Here is a 26,139-nt window from a genome sequence, read left to right as displayed (position 1 = left end):
GGCACCCCGCATCAGGCACTCCGCATCCCACCCCCCGTCGAATCGGCCGCCCGGCCCCCACCGCAACGACATTTGCGCAGGTCAGGGCCATTGTCAGTGGCTGGGTGCAGGATGGACGCATGGTCAGCTCCGCACATCGAGCCCTCGACGGCTTCTCCCCCGCGGCCCGCGGCTGGTTCACGGGGGCCTTCTCTGCGCCCACCGCGGCCCAGGCCGGGGCATGGGCGGCCATCGGTGCGGGCTCGGACGTCCTGGTCGTCGCCCCGACGGGTTCCGGCAAGACCCTGGCCGCGTTCCTCGCCGCGCTCGACCAGCTGGCCTCGACCCCGCCGCCGGCAGACCCCAAGAAGCGCTGCCGGGTGCTCTACGTATCACCACTGAAGGCTCTCGCGGTGGACGTCGAGCGGAATCTGCGCAGCCCGCTGACCGGCATCCGACAGGAGGCCGTGCGGCTCGGCATGCCCGAGCCGGAAGTGAAGGTGGGCATCCGCTCCGGCGACACCCCGGCCGCCGAGCGCCGAGCGCTGGCCACGCGCCCGCCGGACATTCTGATCACGACTCCCGAGTCACTGTTCCTGATGCTGACGTCGGCCACGCGCGACGCGCTGACGGGCATCGAGACGGTGATCCTGGACGAGGTGCACGCGGTAGCGGGCACCAAGCGCGGCGCCCATCTCGCGCTCACCCTGGAGCGACTCGACGAGCTGCTGCCCAAGCCCGCCCGCCGCATCGGCCTCTCCGCGACTGTCCGTCCGGTCGACGAGGTCGCGCGCTATCTGTCCCCCCGGCGCAAGGTGGAGATCGTCCAGCCGCCGTCCGGCAAGGAGTTCGACCTCTCCGTCGTCGTCCCGGTGGAGGACTTGGGCGAGTTGGGTGGCTCCCCGGTCGCCGATGGCAATGAGGGTGCCGAGAAGCCCTCCATCTGGCCTCATGTCGAGGAGCGGATCACCGACCTCGTCCAGTCCCACCGTTCGACGATCGTGTTCGCCAACTCGCGCCGTCTGGCGGAGCGCCTCTGCAACCGGCTCAACGAGATCGCGTACGAGCGGGCGACCGGCGAGGCCCTCGAAGAGGCCCACGCCCCGGCCCAGTTGATGGGCGGCTCGGGCGCGGCCCAGGGGGCTCCGCCCGTCATCGCCCGCGCCCACCACGGCTCCGTCTCCAAGGAGCAGCGGGCACTGGTCGAGGAGGACCTGAAGGCGGGCCGGCTGCCCGCGGTGGTCGCCACCTCCAGTCTCGAACTGGGCATCGACATGGGCGCGGTGGACCTCGTCGTCCAGGTGGAGTCACCGCCGTCCGTGGCCTCCGGGCTCCAGCGCGTGGGGCGCGCGGGGCACCAGGTGGGCGCGGTCTCCACGGGTGTCGTGTTCCCCAAGTACCGCGGCGACCTGGTCCAGGCGGCCGTGGTCACCGAGCGGATGCGCACCGGCTCCATCGAGTCCCTCCGGGTCCCCGCCAATCCCCTGGACGTGCTGGCCCAGCAGCTCGTCGCCATGACCGCACTCGACACCTGGCAGGTCGACGACCTGCTCGCCATGGTCCGCCGGGCGGCCCCCTTCGCGTCGCTCCCGGAGTCGGCGTTCACCGCCGTGCTCGACATGCTCGCGGGCCGCTATCCGTCCGACGCCTTCGCGGAGCTCAGGCCCCGCGTGGTGTGGGACCGCGTCGCCGGTACGGTCACCGGGCGCCCTGGTGCTCAGCGCCTCGCCGTCACCTCCGGGGGCACCATCCCCGACCGCGGACTATTCGGGGTCTTCCTGGCGGGGGCCGACCCCAAAAAGGGCGGCGGCCGGGTCGGCGAGCTCGACGAGGAGATGGTCTACGAGTCCCGCGTCGGCGACGTCTTCACGCTGGGCACCAGCTCCTGGCGCATCGAGGACATCACCCGCGACCGCGTCCTCGTCTCCCCCGCACCCGGCGTCCCCGGCCGGCTGCCCTTCTGGAAGGGCGACCAGCTCGGCCGCCCGCTCGAACTGGGGCGCGCGGTCGGCGCGTTCCTCCGCGAGGTCGGCTCCCTCCCGAAGGAGGACGCCCGGCTCCGACTGCTCGCCGCGGGCCTGGACGCCTGGGCCGCCGACAACGTGCTGTCGTATCTCGCCGAACAGCGCGAGGCGTGCGGGCACATCCCGGACGACCGGACCATCGTCGTCGAACGCTTCCGCGACGAGCTGGGCGACTGGCGAGTCGTCGTGCACTCCCCCTTCGGCGCCCAGGTCCACGCCCCCTGGGCCCTGGCACTGGGCGCCAAGCTCTCCGAGCGGTACGGCATGGACGCCCAGGTCATGCACGCCGACGACGGCATCGTGCTGCGCCTGCCCGACGCCGACCTGATGGGCCTGGATCTGCTCGACCAGACCCCCATGAAGGCGGGCACGGAGTACGACGCGGACCAGGCGCCGGTCGGCGCGGCGGACGTCGCCTTCGACAAGGGCGAGGTCGACCAGATCGTCACCGACCAGGTGGGCGGCTCGGCGCTGTTCGCCTCCCGTTTCCGTGAGTGCGCCGCCCGCGCGCTGCTGCTGCCGCGCCGCAACCCCGGCAAGCGCACTCCACTGTGGCAGCAGCGGCAGCGCGCCGCCCAACTGCTCCAGGTGGCCAGCGAGTTCGGCTCGTTCCCGATCGTCCTGGAGGCGGTCCGCGAATGCCTCCAGGACGTCTTCGACGTCCCTGGCCTCACGGAGCTGATGGGCGACATCGAATCCCGCAAGGTGCGCCTCGTCGAGGTCACCACACCGGAGCCTTCCCCCTTCGCCCGCTCGCTCCTCTTCGGATATGTCGCCCAGTTCCTGTACGAGGGCGACTCACCGCTCGCCGAGCGCCGCGCCGCCGCCCTGTCGCTCGACTCGCGGCTGCTGGCCGAGCTCCTCGGCCAGGCCGAGTTGCGCGAGCTCCTCGACGCCGATGTCCTGGCCGAGCTGGAGCGGGAGCTCCAGTGGCTCACGGAGGACCGTCGCGTCAAGGACACCGAAGGTGTCGCCGACCTGCTGCGCCTGCTTGGCCCGCTCACGGACGCAGAGCTGGCCGAGCGGGGCGCCGAGCCGCACTGGGCCCAGGAGCTGGCCGCCGCGCGCCGCGCCATCCGGGTCCGCATCGCCGGGGCCGACCACTGGGCGGCGATCGAGGACGCCGGCCGACTGCGCGACGCACTCGGTACGGCGCTCCCCGTCGGTGTCCCCGAGGCCTTCACCGAGCCGGTCAAGGACCCGCTCGGCGACCTTCTCGCACGGTACGCGCGCACCCACGGCCCGTTCACCTCCACGACGGCAGCCGCCCGCTTCGGTCTCGGTACGGCGGTCACCGACGGAGCGCTGCAGCGACTCGCCGCGAACGGCCGTGTCGTACAAGGAGAGTTCCATCCGGCGGGCATCGGCCAGGAGTGGTGCGACGCGGCGGTGCTGCGCCGACTGCGGCGCCGTTCGCTCGCGGCCCTGCGCCATGAGCTGGAGCCGGTGCCGCCCGCCGCGCTCGCGCAGTTCCTGCCGCAGTGGCAGCACGTGGGCAGCGGGCACGGGCTGCGCGGTATCGACGGACTGGTGCGCGCCATCGAGCAGTTGCAGGGCGCGTCCGTGCCCGCGTCCGCGCTGGAGAAGCTCGTTCTGCCGTCCCGGGTCGCCGGTTACGCCCCGGCCATGCTCGACGAGCTCACGGCCGCCGGGGAAGTCGTCTGGGCCGGTGCAGGAGCGCTGCCCGGCAAGGACGGCTGGGTCTCGCTGTATCTGGCGGACGCGGCCCCGCTGCTCCTGCCGGCTCCGCACCCTCTGGAGCTGACCGCGCTCCACCAGTCGATCCTGGACGCCCTCTCCGGGGGCTACGGCCTCTTCTTCCGCCAGATCGCCGACCAGGTGCGCGCCACCACGCATCCCGACGCCACCGATCCCCAACTGGCCGACGCCGTCTGGGACCTGGCCTGGTCCGGACGCCTCACGAACGACACACTCGCCCCGATGCGCTCCCTCCTGGGCTCGGGCCGTACGGCCGGTTCCACGGCGCACCGCGCCAAGCGTTCGGTCCCACGCGGGCGCTACGGCTCCCTGACCGGCGCCGCACGCCCCCAGTCCCGTACGGGCCCGCCAACCGTGGCAGGCCGCTGGTCGCTACTGCCCGAGCGCGAGCCCGACCCCACCGTGCGCGCCCATGCCCTGGCCCGCACCCTGCTCGACCGGCACGGCGTGGTGACCCGGGGCGCTGTCGCCGCGGAGGGCGTCGAGGGCGGCTTCTCGGCGGTGTACCGCATCCTGTCCGCCTTCGAGGACAGCGGCCAGGCGCGCCGCGGCTATGTGGTCGAAGGCCTCGGAGCCGCCCAGTTCGCGATGGACGGCGCGGTGGACCGCCTGCGCGCCGCGGCGAACGCGCGGGACCGGGGCGAGGCCCTGTCCGATCCGGACCTCACGAACGGATTCCCGGGCGCGCGGGGTTTCCCGGCCGACGGCGGCCGTACGAACGGCCGCCCAGGCAACCAGGGCCCAGGGCACGCCCACGGCTTCCCCGACGGATCCGGCTTCGGCAACGCCCACGGCTTCCCCGACCGCCCCGCCTTCGGCAACGCCCACGGCTTCCCCGACCGCCCCGCCTTCCCCGACGACGACGGCTTCGCGAGCGGCACCGGTTTCGCCGACGACCACGCCTTCACGGCCGACGACACGTTCGCGGCGGACTCCGCGTTCTCGGCCGAGCCCCCGGGCCCGGCCTTCCCGGGCAGCCCGGCCTTCTCGAACAACCGCGCCCGCAGGCGGGCGACCACCCAAGCGGTGGTCCTCGCGGCGGCCGACCCCGCCAACGCCTACGGCGCGGCCCTGCCGTGGCCCGACCCCCCGACGGAGGCCGGGCACAAGCCGGGCCGCAAGGCGGGCTCCCTGGTCGTGCTGGTCGACGGCGAGCTGACCCTGTACATGGAGCGCGGCGGCAAGACCCTGCTGGCCTGGCCCTCCGACCCGGACGGGTCGGTCACGGAGGACATACGCCTGCGCGCTGCCGCCGAGGCCCTCGCCGGGGCGGCCCGCGCGGGCTCCCTCGGCACGGTCACGGTGGAGCGCGTCAACGGCGCCTCCGCGCTGACATCCCCCTTGGGCACCCTCCTGGAGACGGCGGGCTTCATCGCGACGCCTCGCGGACTGCGCCTTCGCGCGTAAGCCCCGGGGCGGTGCACCATGACCCCTGCCGCACAACCCGTGCCACCCTTGAACCCATGCCCGAAGGAGACACCGTCTGGCAGGTCGCGAGGCGGCTGCACCTCGCCCTCGCGGGCAAGGTGCTGACCCGCTCCGACCTGCGGGTGCCCAAGTACGCCACCGCCGACCTGACCGGACGCGCAGTCCTGGACGTCACACCACGCGGCAAGCACCTGCTCACGCGCTTCGAGGGCGGAGTGACCCTGCATTCGCATCTGCGGATGGACGGCTCCTGGAAGGTGTACGCGAACGGCCAGCGCTGGAGCGGCGGCCCCACGCACCAGATCCGGGCCATCCTCGGCACTGTGGACCGTACGGCCGTCGGCTACCGGCTGCCCGTGCTGGAGCTGCTCCGCACCACCGACGAGCAGCGTGCGGTCGGCCATCTCGGCCCCGATCTCCTGGGCCCGGACTGGGACCCGGACCGGGCGCTGGAGAACCTCCTGCGCGACCCGGCCCGCCCGCTCGGCGAGGCCCTGCTCGACCAGCGCAATCTCGCCGGCATCGGCAACGTCTACAAGAGCGAACTCTGCTTCCTGCTCGGCGTCACCCCCTGGCTCCCCATCGGCGAGCTGCCCGCCGACCGCGCCGCCCAACTGCCCGCCCTCGCCAAGAAGCTCCTCGAAGTCAACCGCGACCGCCCAGCGCGCAGCACCACGGGCCGCCGCGACCAGAACCTCTTCGTCTACGGCCGCACACCGCGCCCCTGCCTGCGCTGCCGCACCCCGATCCGTTCGGCGGACCAGGGTGACGGTTCCCGCGAGCGCCCCACCTACTGGTGCCCGACGTGCCAAGGGGGGCCCACGCCGCCGGGTGCCGCCCGACCCCGTACAAGTCCCCGGCGTACGCCCAATTGACGACCCGTCAGAAACCCTCGTACCGTCCCTGCATGCCCCTCAAGGCGTACGACCTCACCGGACGCACCGCATTCGTCACCGGCGCCGCCAGCGGCATCGGCCGCGCATCCGCCGTTCTGCTCGCGGAGGCGGGCGCCACCGTCCACTGCGCGGACCGTGACGCGCAGGGCCTGCACGAGACGGCGACCCTGATCAAGGACCGGGGCGGCGCCGCCCACACCCACCCACTGGACGTCACCGACCGCGACCAGCTCCGACAGGCCGTCGCCTCCTGCGAACGCCTCGACGTCATGGCGGCGGTCGCCGGGATCATGCACAGCAGCCCGGTCCTGGAGACCCGCGACGAGGACCTCGACCGGGTGCTGAGCGTCAACTTCAAGGGGGTGCTGTACGCCTGCCAGGAAGCCGCCCGGCTCATGATCGCGAACAGTGTCCGCGGCAGCATCATCACGATGGCGTCGGGTGCCATAGACACCGGCGGCCCCGGCCTGTTCTGCTACAGCGCGGCGAAGGCGGCCGTCGTGCAGCTGACGAAGACCCTGGCGACCGAGGTCGGCCCGCACGGCATCCGCGTCAACGCGGTCGCGCCCGGCTGGATCCGTACGCCGATGACCAACCGCCACGGGGAGGCGCAGGCGCACACAGAGGCCTTCATGGCGCGGCTGTCACCGCTCGGCCGGGTCGGTGAACCCGAGGACATCGCCCACGCCGTGCTCCACCTGGCCTCGGACGCCTCGACGTTCACCACTGGCCAGATCCTCCGCCCCAATGGAGGCGTGGCGATGCCTTGGTAGCCCTGCCCCTCACCCACGCGCCACCGATCCCACCCATGCGCCCCGTATGCCCGGGCGCTGCCGCTGCGCTCCCCCGAGCCCCCGGCACACCTGCGCGCAGTACCCCCGGGGGCCGTCCAATTCTGACCGCCCTCTCTTCCGCCACGGCCGGCCATGCGCCCCCACCCCCTACTCCGCGCCCCGCGCACGCCCCCTGCGCTCCGCCCGCCGCCGCCGGGACTCCTGCCAGGACACGCGCCACCGACCCGACCCGGTGACCCCCACCGCCCGGGCCTTCGGCACGCAGTGCACCGGCAGCAGGCTCAGCCCCCATCCCCCGGCCGCGACCGCCCCCTCCAGCACCCCGGCATCAGGCACCAGCGCGAGCCGGAGCACACCCCACCACCACAGCGCGCCGAACCCAAGTGCGGCCCCCCAGCGCACTATCCGCCCTGCCATGGTGCCCACCTCCAGCCCGACGCTAGACCGCGACCTCACACCCCGGCAGGGCGCACCAGCGGCACACAGGCGCATCCCGGGCAGCACCCGAGGGCGGTCACCCGTTCTCCGCCTGGAACATCCAGTGGTGCTTCTCGAGGTCGGCCGTGATCCCGATGAAGATGTCCTGGCTCACCGGATCCGGGGCCGCGGTCGTCGCCACCCGCTCCCGCATCCGCGCGATCACCGCACCCAGGGCGTCCACGAGCGTCTTCACGGCGTCGGTGTCCTTGATCCAGCCCTCGGGCGTCGCGCCGATGCCGCTCTTGGTGGCCACGGTCGCGGCCCGGCCGTCCGGCGAGACACCCAGAGTCGAGGCACGCTCCGCCACGGTGTCGGAATGCAGCCGCGCACTGTCCACGACCTCGTCGAGTTGGAGATGGATGGAGCGGAAGCGCGGTCCCACCACGTTCCAGTGGACCTGCTTCGCCACGAGGGAGAGGTCCAACAGGTCGACCAGCGCCCCCTGCAACGCGTCGGCCACGGTCTTCAGGTCCACGTCGGACAAGGGGCTCTTCACGACGTACATCCGTATCCTCCGATGATGACGATCGCGACCATGACGATGATCGCGACGTACGAGTCAATGACGGAACAACCGGCAACGCGTCGGCCGGCCCCCGCCCTGCCCTCCACCATGGCCGCCACACCGGATACCGGCAAACGGACCCATACAGGACACCCGTGCAACGCGAAGCCCCGGCCGCGCCTCTCCGGTTTTCCCGGAGAAGCCCCGACCGGGGCTTCGCATACGCATTCTCAGCTCATGAGCGCGAGCCCGTGAGCGTCAGGCGGCGACGACGTCGACCGCCTCGGTAGGCGCCTTGATCGTGACCCGTTCCGGTGGCACACCGGTCACCGATACGGAATTGAGCATCGGGCGACGCACCGGTGCGGGCACCGGTTCGGTGGCCGCAGCCGACTGTGCCAGCTCGGCGAGGGCGAGCTCGTCGCTCACTTCCCGCATGAGCTCGGACATCCGTACGTCCAGCGCGTCGCAGATCGCGGAGAGCAGCTCGGAGGATGCCTCCTTCTGCCCCCGCTCCACCTCGGAGAGATAGCCGAGTGAAACTCGGGCGGACGAGGAGACTTCGCGCAGAGTACGGCCCTGGCGCTGGCGCTGCCGACGCAGCACGTCACCCAGCAGGCGACGGAGCAGAATCATCGGTGGCTCCCTCCTCGGACCGCGTAGCCGCATCCTTCACGCCCCACCGTACCGCCTCGCGCCGCGGCCGTGCGGGGAGCGATGTCGTGTTCACTCAGGGCTGCAAACATCAAAACCCCCCGTTCTGTTCCGTATCCTGTGCCCGCTCATTCCCGGTCTGTTCGCCCGCAAGCCCCTTCAGGAGCAGCGCGAGTACGCTCCGTACACTCTCCCTACGGATTTCCGCCCGGTCGCCGTTCAACCTCAGCGGTATCACTTTCCCGCCACCGGCGGCATTAAAAGATGATTGCGTCGGCCCGTCGACGGCTACGAAGACCGTCCCCACGGGCTGTCCGTCCTGGGGCTCGGGACCGGCGACGCCCGTGGTCGCGATCCCCCAGTCCGCGCCGAGAGCCTTGCGCACACCGACCGCCATCTGGGCCGCGACCTGCGGATCCACCGCGCCGCGCTCGGCCAGCAGAGTGGCGTCGACGCCGAGCAGCTCATGCTTGAGCTCAGTGGCGTAAGCGGTCACGGAGCCCCGGAAGACCTTGGAGGCACCCGGAACCGCGGTGATCTCCGCGGCCACCAGACCACCGGTGAGCGACTCGGCGACAGCGAGCGTCTCGCCCCTCACCGTGAGTAGTCGCACCACTTCAGTGGCCACGGAGCTCACCGCTCCGCCTCCTCGGCCGCCGCCTTGCGCTCCGCGATTCCCTGCCTGCGCAGCACAATGGCCTGTCTCACATAGTCGAGCCCGGTGACCACGGTCAGGACGACCGCCACGGCCATCACCCAGAACCTCAGAGTGGCCAGCCAACCCGTCAGTGCCAGCACGTACATCCCGACCGCCGTGCCCTGGGCCAGCGTCTTCATCTTGCCGCCGCGGCTCGCCGGGATGACCCCGTAACGGATCACCAGGAAGCGAAGCAGCGTGATCCCGAGCTCCCGCCCGAGGATCACGCCCGTCACCCACCAGGGCAGATCTCCGAGGTACGACAGACAGATCAGGGCCGCTCCCATGATCGCCTTGTCGGCGATGGGGTCGGCGATCTTCCCGAAGTCGGTGACCAGGTTGTACGTGCGCGCCAGATGGCCGTCGAAGATGTCGGTGATCATGGCGACGGCGAAGGCCGCCCAGGCCCATGCGCGCATCGCGGGGTCGTACCCGCCGTCGGCCAGCATCAGCGCCACGAAGCCCGGCACGAGGACGAGCCGGATCATGGTCAGGATGTTGGCGATGTTCCAGAGGCTGGCCTGGTTGACGGCCGCAGCGCCCAGCTTCCCGCCCCGCGCCGGCTTCGCGCCCCCCGGAGCACCGGATGCACCGGGAGCGCCCGCCGCACCTTTCGCGCTGGGGGAGCCGCCCGCCGCGGATGCCGGGACTCCGGTCATCTGGCCGCCTCCTCAGTACACGGGAGCGAGCCCAGGAGCGGCTCTGCCACCAGGTCGACACCTTCCGTACCGACCACCTTGGCCTCGACGATACGGCCGACGGTCAGCCCGTCGCCGCTCGTGAACAGCACCTGGCCGTCCGTCTCGGGCGCCTGGTGGGCGGCGCGGCCGACCGCGCCCTCCTCGTCGTCGATCGACTCGACGAGCACGTGCACCGTCTCGCCGACGCGCTCCTCGGCGCGCTGCGCGACCAGCTCCTCGGCGAGCCTGGACACGCGTGCGAGGCGCTCGGCGACGATGTCCTCGTCGAGCTTGTTCTCGTAGGTCGCCGCCTCGGTGCCCTCCTCGTCGGAGTACCCGAAGACGCCGATCGCGTCGAGGCGCGCACCTGTGAGGAAGCGCTCCAGCTCCGCGAGATCGGCCTCGGACTCGCCGGGGAAGCCCACGATGAAGTTGGACCGGACGCCGGCCTGCGGGGCCTTGGCACGGATGGTGTCGAGCAGCTCCAGGAAGCGATCGGTGTCGCCGAAGCGCCGCATGGAGCGCAGCACGTCGGGCGCGGAGTGCTGGAAGGACAGGTCGAAGTACGGCGCGATGTTCGGCGTCGAGGTCAGGACGTCGATGAGTCCGGGGCGCATCTCGGCCGGCTGCAGATAGCTGACCCGCACGCGCTCGACGCCGTCGATCTCGGCGAGCTCGGGCAGCAGGGTCTCCAGGAGGCGGATGTCGCCCAGGTCCTTGCCGTACGAGGTGTTGTTCTCGGAGACCAGCATGATCTCCTTGACGCCCTGCTCGGCGAGCCAGCGGGTCTCGTTCAGTACGTCACTGGGGCGGCGCGAGATGAACGAGCCGCGGAAGGACGGGATGGCGCAGAAGGAGCAGCGCCGGTCACAGCCCGAGGCGAGCTTCACCGAGGCCACGGGCGAGCCGTCGAGGCGGCGCCGCAGGGGCGCGCGGGGGCCGGACACCGGGGCCACGCCCTCGGGGAGGTCCGAGGGGGCGCCGTGGCCGGGAAGGGCCACTTCCTCGCCGGCGCTCTGCCGCTCGGCCGGGCTGATCGGCAGCAGCTTGCGCCGGTCGCGCGGGGTGTGGGAGGCGTGGATGCCGCCGTTCAGAATGGTCTGGAGGCGGTCGGAGATGTCGGCGTAGTCGTCGAAGCCGAGCACGCCGTCGGCCTCGGGCAGCGCCTCGGCGAGCTCCTTGCCGTACCGCTCGGCCATGCAGCCCACCGCCACGACGGCCTGGGTTCTGCCATGTCCCTTGAGGTCATTGGCTTCGAGCAGGGCGTCGACGGAGTCCTTCTTGGCGGCCTCGACGAAGCCACAGGTGTTGACGACGGCGACGTCCGCTTCCTCGGCGTCCTCCACGAGTTGCCAGCCGTCCGCCTCCAAGCGGCCTGCGAGCTCCTCCGAGTCCACCTCGTTACGGGCGCAGCCAAGGGTGACGAGTGCGACGGTACGGCGTTCAGGCATGGGCTCAAGACTACTTTGTCTCACTGACAGCCCACGTCGACGGGGTTGGCCGATCTTGGCCAACCCCGTACCGGCATACCCCTTGGGACCGTTATCCGACCTGGGGGTCGCCCTTTGTATACGTGAGGCGCTCGACCGCGCCGGGCTGGAAATCGTCCTCGATCTTCTTGCCGTTCACGTACAGCTGGATGGCGCCGGCGTCACCGAGGATGAGGTTGATCTTCGAGCTGTCCTGGAAGGTCTTGGACTCGCCCTGCTTCAGCAGCCCGTCGAAGAGCATGCGGCCGTTGTGGTCCTTGGCGGAGATCCAGCTGCGTCCGTCCGCGGCGCTGACCTGCACGGTCACCTTGTCCTGCGGGGCGGCCGCGATGGCGCTGTCGGACGGGTCCGGCTTCGGGTCGGCGGGCTTGGTCTCGGTCGGCTTGGTCACGGGCTTGCTGGTGGTCGGCGTGGACCCCTCGGCGACCTGCGTCTTCGTGTTGTCCCCGCTGTCGCTGCCCTTGACCACGGTGAACCCGACGAAGCCGATCACCGCGACGATCGCGGCGACCATGGCGGCGGTCCAGTTCGGCCCGCGCCGCTCCGGACGGATCCGTTCCGCCTCGAAGAGCGGGGCGGCCGGCGTCGGTGCGGGGCGCCCGCCGTGCTCGGCGTCGTAGTGGGCGAGCAGCGGGGCCGGATCGAGGCGCACGGCGCGTGCCAGGGTCCGGATGTGACCGCGCGCGTAGACGTCGCCGCCGCAGGGGGCGAAGTCGTCCTGCTCGATCGCGTGGACGATGGCGATGCGGACCCGGGTGGCGTTGCTGACGTCGTCGAGGGTCAGCCCAGCCTCGATGCGTGCCTGCCGCAGGGCACAGCCGATCGAAAGCTGCTCGGCCGCGCGGTCGTCTTCGAACGGACGCTCGTCTTCAGGGGAGTTGCCGTCAGGGGAGTTGCCGATGGACACGGGGGCGCCTTTCGAGCGTGTAGCCACCTGTGCTGGAGGTTCAGTCTAGGGGGGGTACGAAAGGGTGGGGCAACCGGGCGGTAGCACTTTGTACGCCATCAGAATGGCCGGTCATTCTGATGCTGGGACATGTACGTGTCCCCTCGCTCAACTTGACGTACGACGGAGGGAAACGGTTGCCCGCCGATCACTTACGGGTGAGTCACGTTCGATTACATATTGCCCTCGACCCACCCGTGGCGTGACCGACCTGTCCCGTTTTCCTTACGCTTCAGCTTCCCCACGAATCACGGCGAGCACTCCATCCAGTTCGTCGGCCTTCACAAGAACGTCACGTGCCTTGGAGCCCTCGCTGGGGCCGACGATGCCGCGGGACTCCATGAGGTCCATCAGCCGTCCGGCCTTGGCGAATCCGACGCGCAGCTTGCGCTGGAGCATCGAGGTGGACCCGAACTGGGAGGTGACGACCAGCTCGGCGGCGGCGCACAGCAGATCGAGGTCGTCACCGATGTCCTCGTCGATCTCCTTCTTCTGCTTGGTGCCCACGGTGACGTCGTCCCGGAAGACCGGCGCCATCTGGTCCTTGCAGTGCTGGACGATCGCCGCGACCTCGTCCTCGGTGACGAAGGCGCCCTGCATACGGGTGGGCTTGTTGGCCCCCATCGGGAGGAAGAGCCCGTCGCCCTTGCCGATCAGCTTCTCGGCGCCCGGCTGGTCGAGGATGACCCGGCTGTCGGCGAGGGAGGAGGTGGCGAACGCGAGCCTGGAGGGCACGTTCGCCTTGATCAGACCGGTGACGACGTCGACGGAGGGCCGCTGCGTGGCAAGAACCAGATGGATGCCGGCCGCGCGCGCGAGCTGCGTGATGCGCACGATCGCGTCCTCGACGTCGCGCGGCGCGACCATCATCAGGTCCGCCAGCTCGTCGACGATCACCAGCAGGTACGGGTACGGCGAAAGCTCACGCTCACTGCCCTCGGGCAGCTTCACCTTGCCGTTCCTGATGGCCTCGTTGAAGTCGTCGATGTGCCGGTACCCGAACGCCGCCAGGTCGTCGTAACGGAGATCCATCTCCCGTACGACCCACTGCAGCGCCTCGGCAGCCCGCTTCGGGTTGGTGATGATCGGCGTGATCAGGTGCGGGATGCCCTCGTAGGCGGTCAGCTCGACACGCTTGGGGTCGACGAGGACCATGCGGACGTCCTCGGGGGTCGCGCGGACCATGACGGACGTAATCAGGCAGTTGATGCACGACGATTTACCGGAACCAGTGGCTCCGGCGACGAGTACGTGCGGCATCTTCGCGAGGTTGGCCATCACATAGCCGCCCTCGACGTCCTTCCCGAGCGCGACCAGCATCGGGTGGTCGTCCTCGGCGGCGTCCGCGAGCCGCAGCACGTCGCCGAGGTTGACCATCTCGCGGTCGGTGTTCGGGATCTCGATGCCGACCGCCGACTTGCCGGGGATCGGGCTGATGATCCGCACGTCGGGGCTGGCGACGGCGTACGCGATGTTCTTGGTGAGCGCCGTGATCCGCTCGACCTTCACGGCGGGGCCGAGCTCGACCTCGTAGCGCGTGACCGTCGGACCGCGTGTGAAGCCGGTGACGGCGGCATCGACCTTGAACTCCATGAAGACGTTCTGGAGCGAGGCGACCACAGCGTCGTTGGCGGCGCTGCGCGTCTTGCCGGGGCCGCCGCGCTCCAGCAGGTCGAGCGACGGCAGGGAGTAGGTGATGTCGCCGGAGAGCTGGAGCTGCTCGGCGCGCGGGGGGAGCTCGCGCGGCTCGTCGGGCGCGGCCTTGGTGAGGTCGGGCACAGCGGTCTCGACCGGCAGGGCCTCCTGCTTGGGCTTGGCGCTCTTGGAGCGCGCGGCCGGTACCGGCGTCGTCTCCTCGTACCCGTCGCGCTCCACGGAGACGCCCTGTGTCAGATCGGCGACCAGCGGCGAGGGCGGCATGCCGTGCAGGACAGCACCGTCGAGCGCGGCAGCGGCGGCCGCGGCGACGTCCACCGCGTCCATCTGCCGATGCATGTCGGGTTGCTGCACCGCGGGCCGCCTGGGGCGGCTCCGGCGCTTGGTGAGCGCCTCCTGCTCGGCACCGTCGGGGTCGTACGCCTCAGGGGCGCGCGAGCGCCTCCGGGAGCGCGCGGGGAGCCCGTCGCGCCACTGCTCGTCATAACGCTCGTCGTCCTCGCTGAACTCGTCCTCGTCGACATCGGCATGGACGATGCCCAGCTTCTGCCCCAGGAGCCGCAGCCGCTGCGGAATCGCGTTGACCGGGGTCGCCGTGACGACCAGCAGCCCGAAGATCGTGAGCAGTACGAGAAGCGGTACGGCCAGGACGTCGCCCATCGCGTACGTCAGCGGGGTGGACGCGCCCCAGCCGATGAGTCCCCCGGCGTCCCTTATCGCCTGCATGCCGTCGCTGCGCGCGGGCGCCCCGCAAGCGATGTGGACCTGGCCGAGCACGCCGATCACGAGCGCGGACAGGCCGATCACGATGCGGCCGTTGGCCTCGGGCTTCTCGGGGTGCCGGATGAGCCGGACCGCGATGACGCCGAGCAGTATCGGGACGAGCAGGTCGAGGCGGCCGAAGGCGCCGGTCACCAGCATCTCGACCAGGTCACCCACCGGGCCCCGCAGATTGGACCACGTACCCGCCGCGACGATCAGCGCGAGGCCGAGCAGCAGGAGCGCGAGACCGTCCTTGCGGTGCGCCGGGTCGAGTCCCTTCGCGCCCCGCCCTATGCCACGGAACATCGCTCCGACGGCGTGCGCGATGCCCAGCCACACGGCGCGTACAAGTTTGTACACGCCCGAGGTCGGGTTGGGCGCCGGCGCGGGAGCGGCCTTCTTCGCCGCGGCCTTCTTGGCGGGCGCCTTCTTGGCGACTGCCTTTTTCGCGGGGGCCTTCTTCGCCGGAGCCTTCGTCGGAGCGGCCGCCTTCTTCGCGGGCGGCTTCTTGGCTGCGGACTGACGTGAGGCCATGTGTGTGAGGTTACCGGTGGAGACGACAGCGGACACGTGTGCCCAGTGCTTCACCCGTTCGTGTCGCCCTTGCCGAGGATGGAAACTGACGTCAGCTCATACGGGACGCAGAGCTCGATGGCACTCAGTTCCGCCACTGCGGCGCCCAGTTCTGCTGGAGCGGCACTCACTTCTGCTGGAACACCACTCAGTTCCGCTGAAGCAGCGCTCAGTTCTGCGACGGCACCGAAGGTGCGCCGCTCCCCGTGCCCGGCTCCAGCGCGTCCAGCGCCCTGCGCAACCCCGTGAGTTTGCGTTCGAGATGGGCCGCGGTCGCCACCGCCGCCGCGTCGGCCGAGTCGTCGTCGAGCTGCTTGGACAGCGCCTCGGCCTGCTCCTCAACGGCCGCGAGCCGCGCGGAGAGTTCGGCGAGGAGTCCGGCGGGCTCCTTGGCGTCGCCGAGCGCCGCCTTGCCGCCGCCCTCCAGCTGGAGCCGCAGCAGGGCCGCCTGCTCCCGGAGTTGGCAGTTCTTCATGTAGAGCTCGACGAAGACGGAGACCTTCGCGCGCAGCACCCATGGGTCGAAGGGCTTGGAGATGTAGTCCACCGCACCCGCCGCGTACCCCCGGAAGGTGTGGTGCGGGCCGTGGTTGATCGCGGTGAGGAAGATGATCGGGATGTCCCGGGTCCGTTCTCGCCGCTTGATGTGCGCGGCGGTTTCGAAACCGTCCATGCCCGGCATCTGGACGTCCAGCAGAATGACCGCGAAGTCGTCCGTGAGCAGTGCTTTGAGCGCTTCCTCCCCAGACGATGCCCGCACCAGTGTCTGATCGAGCGCGGAGAGAATCGCCTCCAGCGCCAACAGATTCTCCGGCCGGTCATCGACCAGGAGGATCTTGGCCTTCTGCACCATGGCCCGCCCTCCTCGCCCCGGCATGGGGCCTCCCCTGTCCGCAGGACTTGGGGAAGCACCGGGCGCCGCCCCAGGGGACGACTCCCTTGCGCCGCCCGTCCTTGTGCCGGTCATGGTAGCCGCACCCCGCCTGTCGCCACACCCTGTCACCGCGATGTCACTGTGCACGTAGCAGAAACGTAGCGGGAGACCAGAAGGTTCCCCGAATCCCGCACTTCTACACGGCTTCGGCCACAGTCAGTTATCCGACGTCGGGCCCGCCGCGCCACCGGTTCGGCGCGCACGCCCGGCGCTCCGGTCGCCGACACCGCGTGGCGACCGGGCTCGCCGGACATGAGTCCGTCACTCCGCACGCATCCACTGCTCCATCACGGAGAGCAGGTGATCGGGATCGACCGGTTTCGTCACGTAGTCGGAGGCACCCGACTCGATGGCCTTCTCCCGGTCGCCCTTCATCGCCTTCGCCGTGAGCGCGATGATCGGCAGCCCGGCGAACTGCGGCATCCGGCGAATCGCCGTCGTCGTGGCATAACCGTCCATCTCGGGCATCATGATGTCCATCAGGACAACCGTCACATCATCATGCTGCTCCAGGACTTCGATGCCCTCGCGGCCGTTCTCGGCGTACAGCACCGAAAGCCCGTGCTGCTCGAGGACGCTGGTGAGCGCGAACACATTGCGGATGTCGTCGTCGACGATCAGCACCTTCTCGCCCTCGAACCGGATGCCACGGCGCGGCTGCGGCTCCGCGTCCTGCCGGCCCGCGGCCGCCCACTGCTCCTGAGCCGTCCCCACGGTGCCGTTCGGCTGCCCCGGCAGGGCGCCGCGCGGCTCGACGGCGGACACCGCCCTGCGGCGCCTCCTGAAGAGCGCGGCGGGCCCGTTCTGCGTCTCCCGGTACGACTTCACCTCGGCCGGCGTCTCGATGTCGGCTCCGGCCAGCTCCGCCTCGGAGGCCAGCAGCTCCCCGGCCTCCAGCGCCGGCGCGAGCTGCCCGTAACCCTGCGGCGGCAGTTCGCTCGGGTGCAGCGGCAAATACAGCGTGAACGTCGAGCCGCGCCCCGGCTCGCTCTGCGCATGGATCTCACCGCCCAGCAGCCGCGCGATCTCCCGCGAGATGGACAGCCCCAGACCCGTACCGCCGTACTTCCGGCTCGTCGTGCCGTCCGCCTGCTTGAAGGCCTCGAAAATGACCCGCATCTTGCTGGCCGCGATCCCGATGCCGGTGTCCGTCACGGAGAACGCGATCAGATCGGCGTCCGCGTCCCGCAGCGAACCGGACTCCAGAAGCTGCTCCCGGATGGCCACCGGAACGTCCGCCCCGGCGGGCCGGATCACCAATTCGACCGCTCCGGAGTCGGTGAACTTCACCGCGTTGGACAGCAGGTTGCGCAGCACCTGGAGCAGCCGCTGTTCGTCGGTGTGCAGCGTGGCGGGCAGTTCCGGCGAGACCCGTACGGAGAAGTCGAGACCCTTCTCCGCGGTCAGCGGGCGGAAAGTGGCCTCTACGTAGTCGACCAGTTGGACCAGCGCGATACGGGTCGGCGACACGTCCATCTTGCCCGCCTCGACCTTCGACAGGTCGAGGATGTCGTTGATCAGCTGGAGCAGGTCGGAGCCCGCGCCGTGGATGGTCTCGGCGAACTCGACCTGCTTGGGAGTGAGGTTCGAGTCGGCGTTGTCGGCGAGCAACTTGGCGAGAATCAGCAGCGAGTTGAGCGGTGTACGGAGCTCGTGCGACATGTTCGCCAGGAACTCGCTCTTGTAGCGCATGGAGACCGCGAGCTGTTCGGCGCGCTCCTCCAGGACCTGCCGGGCCTCTTCGATCTCGGTGTTCTTGACCTCGATGTCGCGGTTCTGCTGGGCCAACAGCTCCGCCTTCTCCTCCAGTTCGGCGTTCGAGTCCTGGAGGGCCTTCTGCCGGTTCTCCAACTCGGCGGAGCGCTCGCGGAGTTGCTCGGTGAGCTCCTGCGACTGCTTGAGCAGCACCTCGGTCTTGGTGTTGACGGAGATGGTGTTCACGCTCGTGGCGATCATCTCGGCGATCTGGTTCAGGAAGTCCTTCTGGATCTGCGTGAACGGCGTGAAGGACGCCAGCTCGATGACGCCGAGCACGGTCCCTTCGAAGAGCACCGGAAGCACGATCACCTGCGCCGGGGGCGCCTCGCCGAGCCCGGAGGAGATCTTCAGATAGCCGCTCGGCGCGTTCTCCACGAGGATCGTGCGCTTCTCCTGGGCCGCCGTCCCGATCAGCGCCTCACCGGGCCGGAAGGACGTCGGCATGGAGCCCATCGAGTAGCCGTACGACCCGAGCATGCGCAGCTCGTACGCCTCCTCGTCGCTGCCCGCCTCCGTGCCGTCGACCAGCGGCATGGAGAGGAAGAACGCACCGTGCTGCGCGGAGACGACCGGCGTCAGCTCGCTCATGATCAGCGAGGCCACGTCGTCGAGGTCGCGCCGCCCCTGCATCAGCGCCGAGATACGGGCGAGGTTGCCCTTGAGCCAGTCCTGCTCCTTGTTGGCGATGGTGGTGTCACGCAGGTTGGCGATCATCTTGTTGATGTAGTCCTGAAGTTCCTGGATCTCGCCGGAGGCGTCCACGTCGATCTTCAGGTTCAGGTCGCCGCGGGTCACCGCGGTCGCCACGCGCGCGATGGCACGCACCTGCCGGGTCAGGTTCCCGGCCATCTCGTTCACCGACTCGGTGAGGTCGCGCCAGGTGCCGTCGACGTCGCGTACGCGCGCCTGGCCGCCCAACTGCCCCTCGGTGCCCACCTCGCGGGCCACTCGGGTGACCTCCTCGGCGAAGGACGACAGCTGGTCGACCATCGTGTTGATGGTGGTCTTCAGCTCCAGGATCTCGCCGCGGGCATCGATGTCGATCTTCTTGGTCAGGTCGCCCTTCGCGATGGCCGTGGTGACCATCGCGATGTTGCGCACCTGGCCGGTCAGGTTGGACGCCATCCCGTTCACGGACTCGGTGAGGTCCTTCCACGTACCGGACACGCCCGGCACGCGCGCCTGCCCGCCGAGGATGCCGTCCGTGCCCACCTCGCGGGCCACCCGGGTGACCTGGTCGGCGAACGAACTCAGCGTCTTCACCATCGTGTTGACGGTGTCGGCGAGCTGAGCGACCTCGCCGCTCGCCTCGACCGTCACCTTCTTGGTGAGGTCGCCGTTGGCCACCGCCGTCGCGACCTGCGAGATGTTCCGCACCTGGTTGGTCAGGTTGTTGGCCATCACGTTGACGTTGTCGCTCAGGTCCTTCCAGATGCCCGTGACACCCGGCACCCGCGCCTGACCGCCCAGGTTGCCCTCTGTGCCCACCTCGCGGGCCACGCGGGTCACCTGCTCGGCGAAGTTGGACAGCTGGTCGACCATCGTGTTGACGGTGGTGACGAGTTCGAGGATCTCGCCCTTGGCGTCGACGGTGATCTTCTTCGACAGGTCGCCCTTCGCGACCGCCGTCGTGACCTCGGCGATGTTGCGCACCTGAATGGTCAGGTTGTTCGCCATGAAGTTCACGGACTGGGTGAGGTCCTTCCAGGTGCCGGAGACACCCTGCACCTCGGCCTGCCCGCCGAGCATGCCCTCCGTGCCCACCTCGCGGGCCACCCGCGTGACCTGCTCGGCGAAGTTCGAGAGCTGGTCCACCATCGTGTTGAGGGTGTTCTTCAGCTCCAGGATCTCGCCGCGCGCGTCCACGTCGATCTTCTGCGACAGGTCACCCCGCGCCACCGCGGTCGCGACCTGCGCGATGTTCCGCACCTGGGCGGTGAGGTTGCCGGCCATGCCGTTCACGGAGTCGGTCAGATCGCGCCACACACCTGCGACGCCGGGCACCTGCGCCTGACCGCCGAGGCGGCCCTCCGTACCCACCTCGCGAGCGACCCTGGTCACCTGGTCGGCGAAGGCGGAGAGCTGGTCGACCATCGTGTTGATGGTGTTCTTCAGCTCCAGGATCTCGCCGCGCGCGTCCACGTCGATCTTCTGCGACAGGTCACCCCGGGCCACCGCCGTCGTGACCTGCGCGATCTGCCGCACCTGCGAAGTCAGGTTCCCCGCCATGAAGTTGACGGAGTCGGTGAGTTCCTTCCACGTACCGGACACACCGTCCACGCGGGCCTGACCGCCGAGGCGGCCCTCCGTACCCACGTCACGGGCCATCCGTGTCACCTGGTCCGCGAACGAGGAGAGCTGGTCCACCATCGTGTTCACGGTGTTCTTCAGCTGGAGCATCTCGCCGGAGACATCGACCGTGACCTTCTGCGACAGATCGCCGTTGGCGACCGCCGTCGTCACCTGCGCGATGTTGCGCACCTGTCCGGTGAGGTTCCGGAACGCCGTGTTGACGGAGTCCGTCAGGTCCTTCCACGTCCCCGCCGCACCCGGCACCTGTGCCTGGCCGCCCAGTTCGCCCTCGACACCGACCTCCCGCGCCACGCGCGTGACCTCGGCACCGAACGCCGACAGCTGGTCGACCATCGTGTTGACGGTGTTCTTCAGCTCCAGCATCTCGCCGGCGACATCGACGGTGACCTTCTGGGAGAGGTCACCGTTGGCCACGGCCGTGGTCACCGCGGCGATGTCGCGCACCTGGGTCGTGAGGTTCCGGAACACCGTGTTGACGGAATCCGTCAGGTCCTTCCACGTCCCCGCCGCACCCGGCACATTCGCCTGGCCGCCGAGCCGCCCCTCCCCGCCGACCTCGTTGGCCACCCGCGTGACCTCGTCCGCGAACGTCCGCAGCGTCTCGGTCATCTGGTTGATCGTCTCGGCGAGCTGCGCGACCTCACCGCGTGCGGACACCGTCACCTTCCGCGACAAGTCACCGCTGGCGACCGCCGTCGTCACCTCCGCGATCCCACGCACCTGGGCCGTGAGGTTTCCGGCCATGAGGTTCACCGAATCGGTGAGGTCCTTCCACACGCCGGCCACACCGGGCACCTGCGCCTGTCCGCCCAGCTCGCCCTCGGTGCCCACCTCGCGCGCGACTCGCGTCACCTCGGAGGAGAAGGAGGACAACTGGTCCACCATCGTGTTGACGGTGTTCTTGAGCTCCAGCATCTCGCCGGCCACGTGAACCGTGACCTTCCGGGACAAGTCACCCTTGGCGACCGCCGTCGTCACGAGAGCGATGTCACGCACCTGAGCCGTCAGCCGGTACGCCATGGTGTTGACCGAATCCGTGAGGTCCTTCCACGAACCGGACATCCCGCGCACCCGCGCCTGCCCGCCCAACTTGCCCTCGGTGCCCACCTCGCTGGCCACCCGCGTGACCTCGTCGGTGAACGTCGACAGCTGGTCGACCAGATTGTTGACCGTCCGCCCGACTTTGAGGAACTCACCGCGCAGCGGATGCCCGTTGCCGTCGGCCGCCTGCGCCCGCAGCTCCATGCGGGGCGACAGGTCGCCCTCCGCGACCGCGGACAGCACCCGGCCGACCTCGGAGACAGGCCGTACGAGATCGTCGACGAGCGCGTTCGAGGCGTCGATGGCCGCCGCCCACGAGCCCTCGCAGGCGCCGGTCTCCAGCCGCTCCGTGAGTTTTCCCTCACGCCCCACCATGCGACGTACGCGCGACAACTCACCCGTGAGGTGCAAATTACGGTCGGCCACTTCATTGAAGACGGCCGCGATCTCGGACATCACTCCGTCGCCGGAGACCGTGAGCCGCTTGCGGAAGTTGCCGTCCCGCATCGACACCAGGGCGGCCAGCAGCCGGTTCAGGGCCGCCGTGTCCACCTCGGTGGTGCCATTGCGCGGTGTGCGCTCGTTGTTCAGGGACTGTCCGCCTTTCGCGCGCGTCTTAGTGCCCCGCGTCGCTGCGCCAGACTCCACTGTGTCCCTCCCGCAAGGGTCGACCGTTACTGCTCGGCGTACTCGGGTACTTCTGCTCGGCGTGCTGGAAGGCACTCAGCCTGCCCGGACCGTCTCTTGGAGCCTGCCCAGTGTTTCACCCTGGCTGAACCAGGCCATAACAGTTCGGCAGCTTCGCACATCGTCCGCACACCCTCCGGACGGAAACACAGGCGACCGGCATCCGCATGGACGGCGAAGGTAAGTAACCTTGCATGCGGCTGTCCAGCCGTGCCGGTCCCGTCCGGCCTGGGCGGTGGCACGAGCACGAGCGGGCAGGCATCGGAGGGGCGCCGCACCATGACCACCGGACTGCATCCTGGGGGACCGCCCCAGGATCCCCGGCCGACGGGGAACCACGCCATGCCACGGCAGGAGCGGGTCGGCCACGGAGCCCTGCACGCCGACAACCGGACAAGGAGTTCTGTGATCACCGCGCGCGCGGCCGCCAGTTTCGATCCCGTGGGGCGATCGGTCGCGACCGCCCGATCCTTTGTCCGTGACACCCTCCAGGGCTGGGGCTTCGCCGACATCGTCGACGATGCCGTGGTCCTCACCAGCGAACTTGTCACCAACGCTGTCGTGCATGCCGGCACCTCCGCGGACGTTCTGTGTCTGCGCAGCGACGACGGCGTACGCATCGAGGTGGCAGACCGCTACCCGGAACGTGAAATTCCACTCCAGGCGACGGCTGTGAACATGGGCAGCCCCGACCGCGAAGGCGGCCGCGGCCTCCAGTTGTGCGCGGCGCTGGCCGGCCGCTGGGGTGTCGAGTACACGCCCACCCACAAGCAGGTCTGGTTCCAGCTCGACCTCCCCGAGCGTCCCGTGGGCACCCGCACCGCCGGCCCCTCCCTCCCCGCCGATCTCCTCCCGCTCGCCGACGGCCGCGTCCGCGTCGCGGTCGTCCAGATCGACCGCGTCGGCGCCATCAACGCCTGGAACGAGGACGCGGAGGAACTCTTCGGGTACGCCTCCGAGCACGTCACCGGCAAACCGCTCACCGACCTCGCGGCCTGGCCGCACACTCCCGGCACCAGCACCGGCATCGTCGAGGCCCTCCAACTCTCGCGCTGGGAGGGCAGCTACGGCATCCGCGGCGCCAACGGGCGTGTCACCCCTGTCTACGCCTCACACCTTCGGGTCCGTGACACCGGCGGCGAACCCTCCACGGTCTGCCTTCTCGTACGCGACCACGAACGCGCCGTCCTGCAGACCCCGTTGCGCGTCAACGCCTCCGACACGACCACCAGCTCCGACGGGCACGCCTCCGACCCGTTCGAGGTCTTCATCGGCTCGCCCGCCCCCGACGACCTGGACGGCCTCCTACAGCGCACGGTGGAGCGTGCCCGCGACATGCTCGACGGCGACTCCGCCTTCCTGCTCCTCGCGACCGACGACGAAACGGAGTTGGAGGTACGAGCCTCGACCGGCCTCCCCTCCGCCCGCCAACGCTTCGCCCGTGTCCCCGTCGAGGCGGGCCCCGGGCGCTACGGCTCGGCCCGCATGCCCGCCGTGCACGAGGACCTGACGGTCGTTCCCGGCGCCGTCCCGCTGCTGAGCGGCACCGGCATGCGCTCGGTCGTCACGGTCCCGCTGAAGGTCGAAGGACGCCTCACCGGCTCGCTCGGCGTCGCGGCCGAGTCACCCAGCAGATACTCCAACGAGGAGGCCCTGCGCCTCCAGTTCGCCGCCGACCGCATCGCGCTGGCGGTGGAATCGGCCCGGCTGGGCGAGCTGGAACGCCTGCGCCGAGGCTCGCTGTCCTTCCTCGTGGAGGCCTCCGACCTCCTCGCCGGCACCCTGGACCGCGACCAGACCCTGGCCCTCATGGCCCAGATGACGGTCCCGACCCTGGCCACCTGGTGCGCCGTCTACACGATCGCCGACCAGGCCTCGGATCCGTATCTCTCGTATGTCCTGCACGAGGACGAGGAACGCATCGACGGCCTCAAGGCGTTGCTGTCGAAGATCGCCCCACCGGACCCGGTCCCCACCCCGGGCGCCCGCGTCTGGTCGGCACCCGCCGAAGCGGCCCACGAGGCGGCCCTGCGCACCTCCATGCGCAGCCTGGGCCTGGGCGAGTCCCCTCCGGTGAGTTCCGGTATCGGTACGACGCTGGCGACGGCCTCGGCGGTCGGCGGCGAGACGGTCGTACTCCCCCTGGTGGCCCGCAACCGCGTCATCGGCATGCTGACGCTCGGCAAGCCGTCGGACGAACACTTCCGCCAGGAAATCCTGGAGTTGGCCGAAGACCTTTCGCGCCGGGCCGCCCTGGCGTTGGACAACGCCCGCCTGTACTCGGAGCGCATGGCCATCAGCCAGTCCCTCCAGCGCAGCCTCCTGCCCCCCGAACTCCCCCACATCGAGGGGGTCGAGGTCGAGGTCATCTACCGAGCGGCCGGCGAGGGCAACGAGGTCGGCGGCGACTTCTACGACCTCTTCCCGATCCGTGACGGCGCGTACGGCTTCGCCATCGGCGACGTCTGCGGTACGGGCCCGGAGGCGGCGGCGGTCACGGGCCTGGCCCGGCACGCGCTCAGGCTGCTGGCCCGCGAGGGCTACGGCGGTCCGGCCGTCCTGGAGCGCCTGAACTCCGCGATCCTCGACGAGGGCGCCCGCAGCCGCTTCCTGACGCTCCTGTACGGCGAGTTGTGGCCCCAGGAGGACGGCAGCGCGCTGCTGAAGGTGGTGTGCGCCGGCCACCCGCTCCCGCTGCGACTGCGCCAGGACGGCACGGTCGAACCGGCCGCCGAACCGCAGCCGCTGCTCGGCGTCATGGAGGACCTGGAGCTGTACGAGCAGACGGTCACGCTGGATCCGGGCGACGTCCTGCTGTGCGTCACGGACGGCGTCACGGAGCGCCGCGAGGGCACCCGGATGCTCGGCGACGACGGGCTCACGGACGTCCTTACCACGTGCACGGGTCTGACGGCGGGCGCGGTCGCCGCCCGCATCATGCGCGCGGTCGAGCGCTTCGCCTCTGACGCCCCGTCCGACGACATGGCAATTCTGGCGATGCGGGTTCCCGGTCTCCACAAGGACTGAGTCCCGGCTTCGCCTCGGGGTACGAGAAAGGCCCCCGCCCGTAAGGGCGGAGGCCTTTTCTTGATGGAGCCCCCAAACGGAATCGAACCGTTGACCTTCTCCTTACCATGGAGACGCTCTGCCGACTGAGCTATAGGGGCCAGTTGCCTTTTCGAGGTTTCCCTCGCGGCAACGGAATAAATCATACCCCGAACAGAAGCATGCTCCCAACCAAGCTCGTTGGGTCAGAAGGCAGGCTGAAGCAGTCCACCGAGCGCGTTGCACGCGGAGACGATCCGCTGCATCTCGCGCTTGGTCAGAGTGGCGTCGACCGGCAGCGCGAGAGTCTCGTCCGCGGCCCGCTCGGTCTCCGGCAGGTGCACGTCCCGACGGAATGCCGGCATGCGGTGCACGGGCGTCTTCACCGGCACCCGGCACTCAACTCCCCTGGCCCGCACGGCCCGCGCGAACGCGTCCCGGTCCGGCCGTCCATTGCCCGGCACCCGCACGACGTACTGCTGGTAGGTGTGCCCATCACCGCCGTCGGGCGTCCGCACACCGCTCAACCGCCCGTCAAGGTAGGCGGCCCGCTCCCTGCGCTGCGCTATCTCGTCGTACGGCGCCTCGGACTCGCCCTGCTCCAGCACCAGGAGCCCCAGCCGCTGTCCTATCCCCCGCAGCCGCATCATGTCGGCCGACCGGCCGAAGCGGTGGACGACAACCAGCGCCACCGACTGGGGAGTTACGACAGCTTCGACCGCGCTCGGGTCGAGGCAGTACGTCGCCGGGTCTATGTCGGCGAAGACGGCCGTCGCACCGGCCTGCGTCACGGCCTCGGCGACCTCGACGTTCCCGAACGCCGACACGATGACCTCGTCACCGGCTCCGACACCCGCGGCCCTGAGCATTGCAGCAGTACTCATGCTGCGGATGCTTGTCGCGCAACGTGAACGCCAAGTGACGCAAAACAAAAAAGAGCTGGTCCCTGAACCGAAGTTCAGGGACCAGCCCTTTGAATAATTGTTCGGCGGCGTCCTACTCTCCCACAGGGTCCCCCCTGCAGTACCATCGGCGCTGTAAGGCTTAGCTTCCGGGTTCGGAATGTAACCGGGCGTTT

Annotated in this window: 15 protein-coding genes, 1 tRNA gene and 1 rRNA gene; 4 read left to right on the top strand and 13 right to left on the bottom strand. The window is 69.9% G+C overall.

Going from position 1 to position 26,139, the window contains the following annotated elements; translation table 11 throughout:
- Positions 1-119 precede the first annotated feature (119 nt).
- From ACZ4RZ_RS48210 to ACZ4RZ_RS48200, 3 genes are read left to right on the top strand one after another with little or no spacing between them, the layout of a single operon-like run.
- Complete coding sequence (locus tag ACZ4RZ_RS48210; protein WP_467753982.1) at positions 120-5,129, top strand: ATP-dependent helicase; 5,010 nt, start codon at positions 120-122, stop codon at positions 5,127-5,129.
- Positions 5,130-5,185: 56 nt separating this feature from the next.
- Positions 5,186-6,025: an Fpg/Nei family DNA glycosylase gene (locus ACZ4RZ_RS48205; RefSeq protein ID WP_467753980.1), complete on the top strand. Its 840-nt coding sequence runs from the start codon at positions 5,186-5,188 to the stop codon at positions 6,023-6,025.
- Between the two features lie 32 nt (positions 6,026-6,057).
- A complete protein-coding gene (locus tag ACZ4RZ_RS48200) occupies positions 6,058-6,819 on the top strand; it encodes an SDR family NAD(P)-dependent oxidoreductase (protein ID WP_467753979.1) in 762 nt (253 codons plus the stop codon).
- A gap of 168 nt (positions 6,820-6,987) precedes the next feature.
- Here the strand turns inward: ACZ4RZ_RS48200 and ACZ4RZ_RS48195 are convergent, their stop codons facing one another.
- From ACZ4RZ_RS48195 to ACZ4RZ_RS48150, 10 genes are all read right to left on the bottom strand, one after another.
- The gene (locus tag ACZ4RZ_RS48195) at positions 6,988-7,257 is read right to left on the bottom strand and encodes a hypothetical protein (protein ID WP_467753978.1); all 270 of its coding nucleotides are present in this window, start codon (positions 7,255-7,257) and stop codon (positions 6,988-6,990) included.
- A 97-nt stretch (positions 7,258-7,354) separates the two neighbouring features.
- Positions 7,355-7,825, bottom strand: coding sequence for a Dps family protein (locus ACZ4RZ_RS48190; protein WP_467753977.1), 471 nt, complete (start codon positions 7,823-7,825; stop codon positions 7,355-7,357).
- Between the two features lie 258 nt (positions 7,826-8,083).
- Complete coding sequence (locus ACZ4RZ_RS48185) at positions 8,084-8,461, bottom strand: helix-turn-helix domain-containing protein (RefSeq protein ID WP_028802355.1); 378 nt, start codon at positions 8,459-8,461, stop codon at positions 8,084-8,086.
- Positions 8,462-8,570: 109 nt separating this feature from the next.
- The gene (locus ACZ4RZ_RS48180; RefSeq protein ID WP_467753975.1) at positions 8,571-9,116 is read right to left on the bottom strand and encodes a CinA family protein; all 546 of its coding nucleotides are present in this window, start codon (positions 9,114-9,116) and stop codon (positions 8,571-8,573) included.
- On the bottom strand, positions 9,113-9,835 hold the full coding sequence (pgsA, locus tag ACZ4RZ_RS48175) for a CDP-diacylglycerol--glycerol-3-phosphate 3-phosphatidyltransferase (protein ID WP_467753974.1): 723 nt from the start codon (positions 9,833-9,835) through the stop codon (positions 9,113-9,115). The genes ACZ4RZ_RS48180 and pgsA overlap by 4 nt, the downstream gene beginning before the upstream one ends.
- Positions 9,832-11,307, bottom strand: coding sequence for a 30S ribosomal protein S12 methylthiotransferase RimO (rimO, locus tag ACZ4RZ_RS48170; RefSeq protein WP_467753973.1), 1,476 nt, complete (start codon positions 11,305-11,307; stop codon positions 9,832-9,834). The genes pgsA and rimO overlap by 4 nt, the downstream gene beginning before the upstream one ends.
- 91 nt (positions 11,308-11,398) lie before the next feature.
- Entirely contained in the window at positions 11,399-12,253 is an 855-nt protein-coding gene (locus tag ACZ4RZ_RS48165) for a helix-turn-helix domain-containing protein (RefSeq protein ID WP_467753971.1), read from the bottom strand.
- 264 nt (positions 12,254-12,517) lie between these two features.
- A complete protein-coding gene (locus tag ACZ4RZ_RS48160; RefSeq protein WP_467753970.1) occupies positions 12,518-15,244 on the bottom strand; it encodes a DNA translocase FtsK in 2,727 nt (908 codons plus the stop codon).
- A 208-nt stretch (positions 15,245-15,452) separates the two neighbouring features.
- Positions 15,453-16,136, bottom strand: a complete 684-nt coding sequence (locus ACZ4RZ_RS48155) for a response regulator (protein ID WP_467753969.1) — start codon at positions 16,134-16,136, stop codon at positions 15,453-15,455.
- Between the two features lie 342 nt (positions 16,137-16,478).
- Entirely contained in the window at positions 16,479-21,977 is a 5,499-nt protein-coding gene (locus ACZ4RZ_RS48150; protein WP_467753968.1) for a HAMP domain-containing protein, read from the bottom strand.
- A 318-nt stretch (positions 21,978-22,295) separates the two neighbouring features.
- On the opposite strand from ACZ4RZ_RS48150, the gene ACZ4RZ_RS48145 reads away from it, so the two are divergent.
- On the top strand, positions 22,296-25,043 hold the full coding sequence (locus ACZ4RZ_RS48145; RefSeq protein WP_467753966.1) for a SpoIIE family protein phosphatase: 2,748 nt from the start codon (positions 22,296-22,298) through the stop codon (positions 25,041-25,043).
- A gap of 64 nt (positions 25,044-25,107) precedes the next feature.
- Here the strand turns inward: ACZ4RZ_RS48145 and ACZ4RZ_RS48140 are convergent.
- The 3 genes from ACZ4RZ_RS48140 to rrf all read right to left on the bottom strand — a co-directional run.
- A tRNA-Thr gene (locus ACZ4RZ_RS48140) sits at positions 25,108-25,183 on the bottom strand.
- Between the two features lie 84 nt (positions 25,184-25,267).
- A complete protein-coding gene (locus ACZ4RZ_RS48135) occupies positions 25,268-25,930 on the bottom strand; it encodes a DegT/DnrJ/EryC1/StrS family aminotransferase (protein ID WP_467753994.1) in 663 nt (220 codons plus the stop codon).
- A 114-nt stretch (positions 25,931-26,044) separates the two neighbouring features.
- A 5S ribosomal RNA gene (rrf, locus tag ACZ4RZ_RS48130) occupies positions 26,045-26,139 on the bottom strand; the annotation flags it as partial.

The sequence above is a fragment of the Streptomyces sp. NPDC027189 genome, assembly GCF_055566975.1.
The sequence above is the reverse complement of the archived record's forward strand: the minus strand, read 5'-3'. Positions and strand labels throughout refer to the sequence as shown.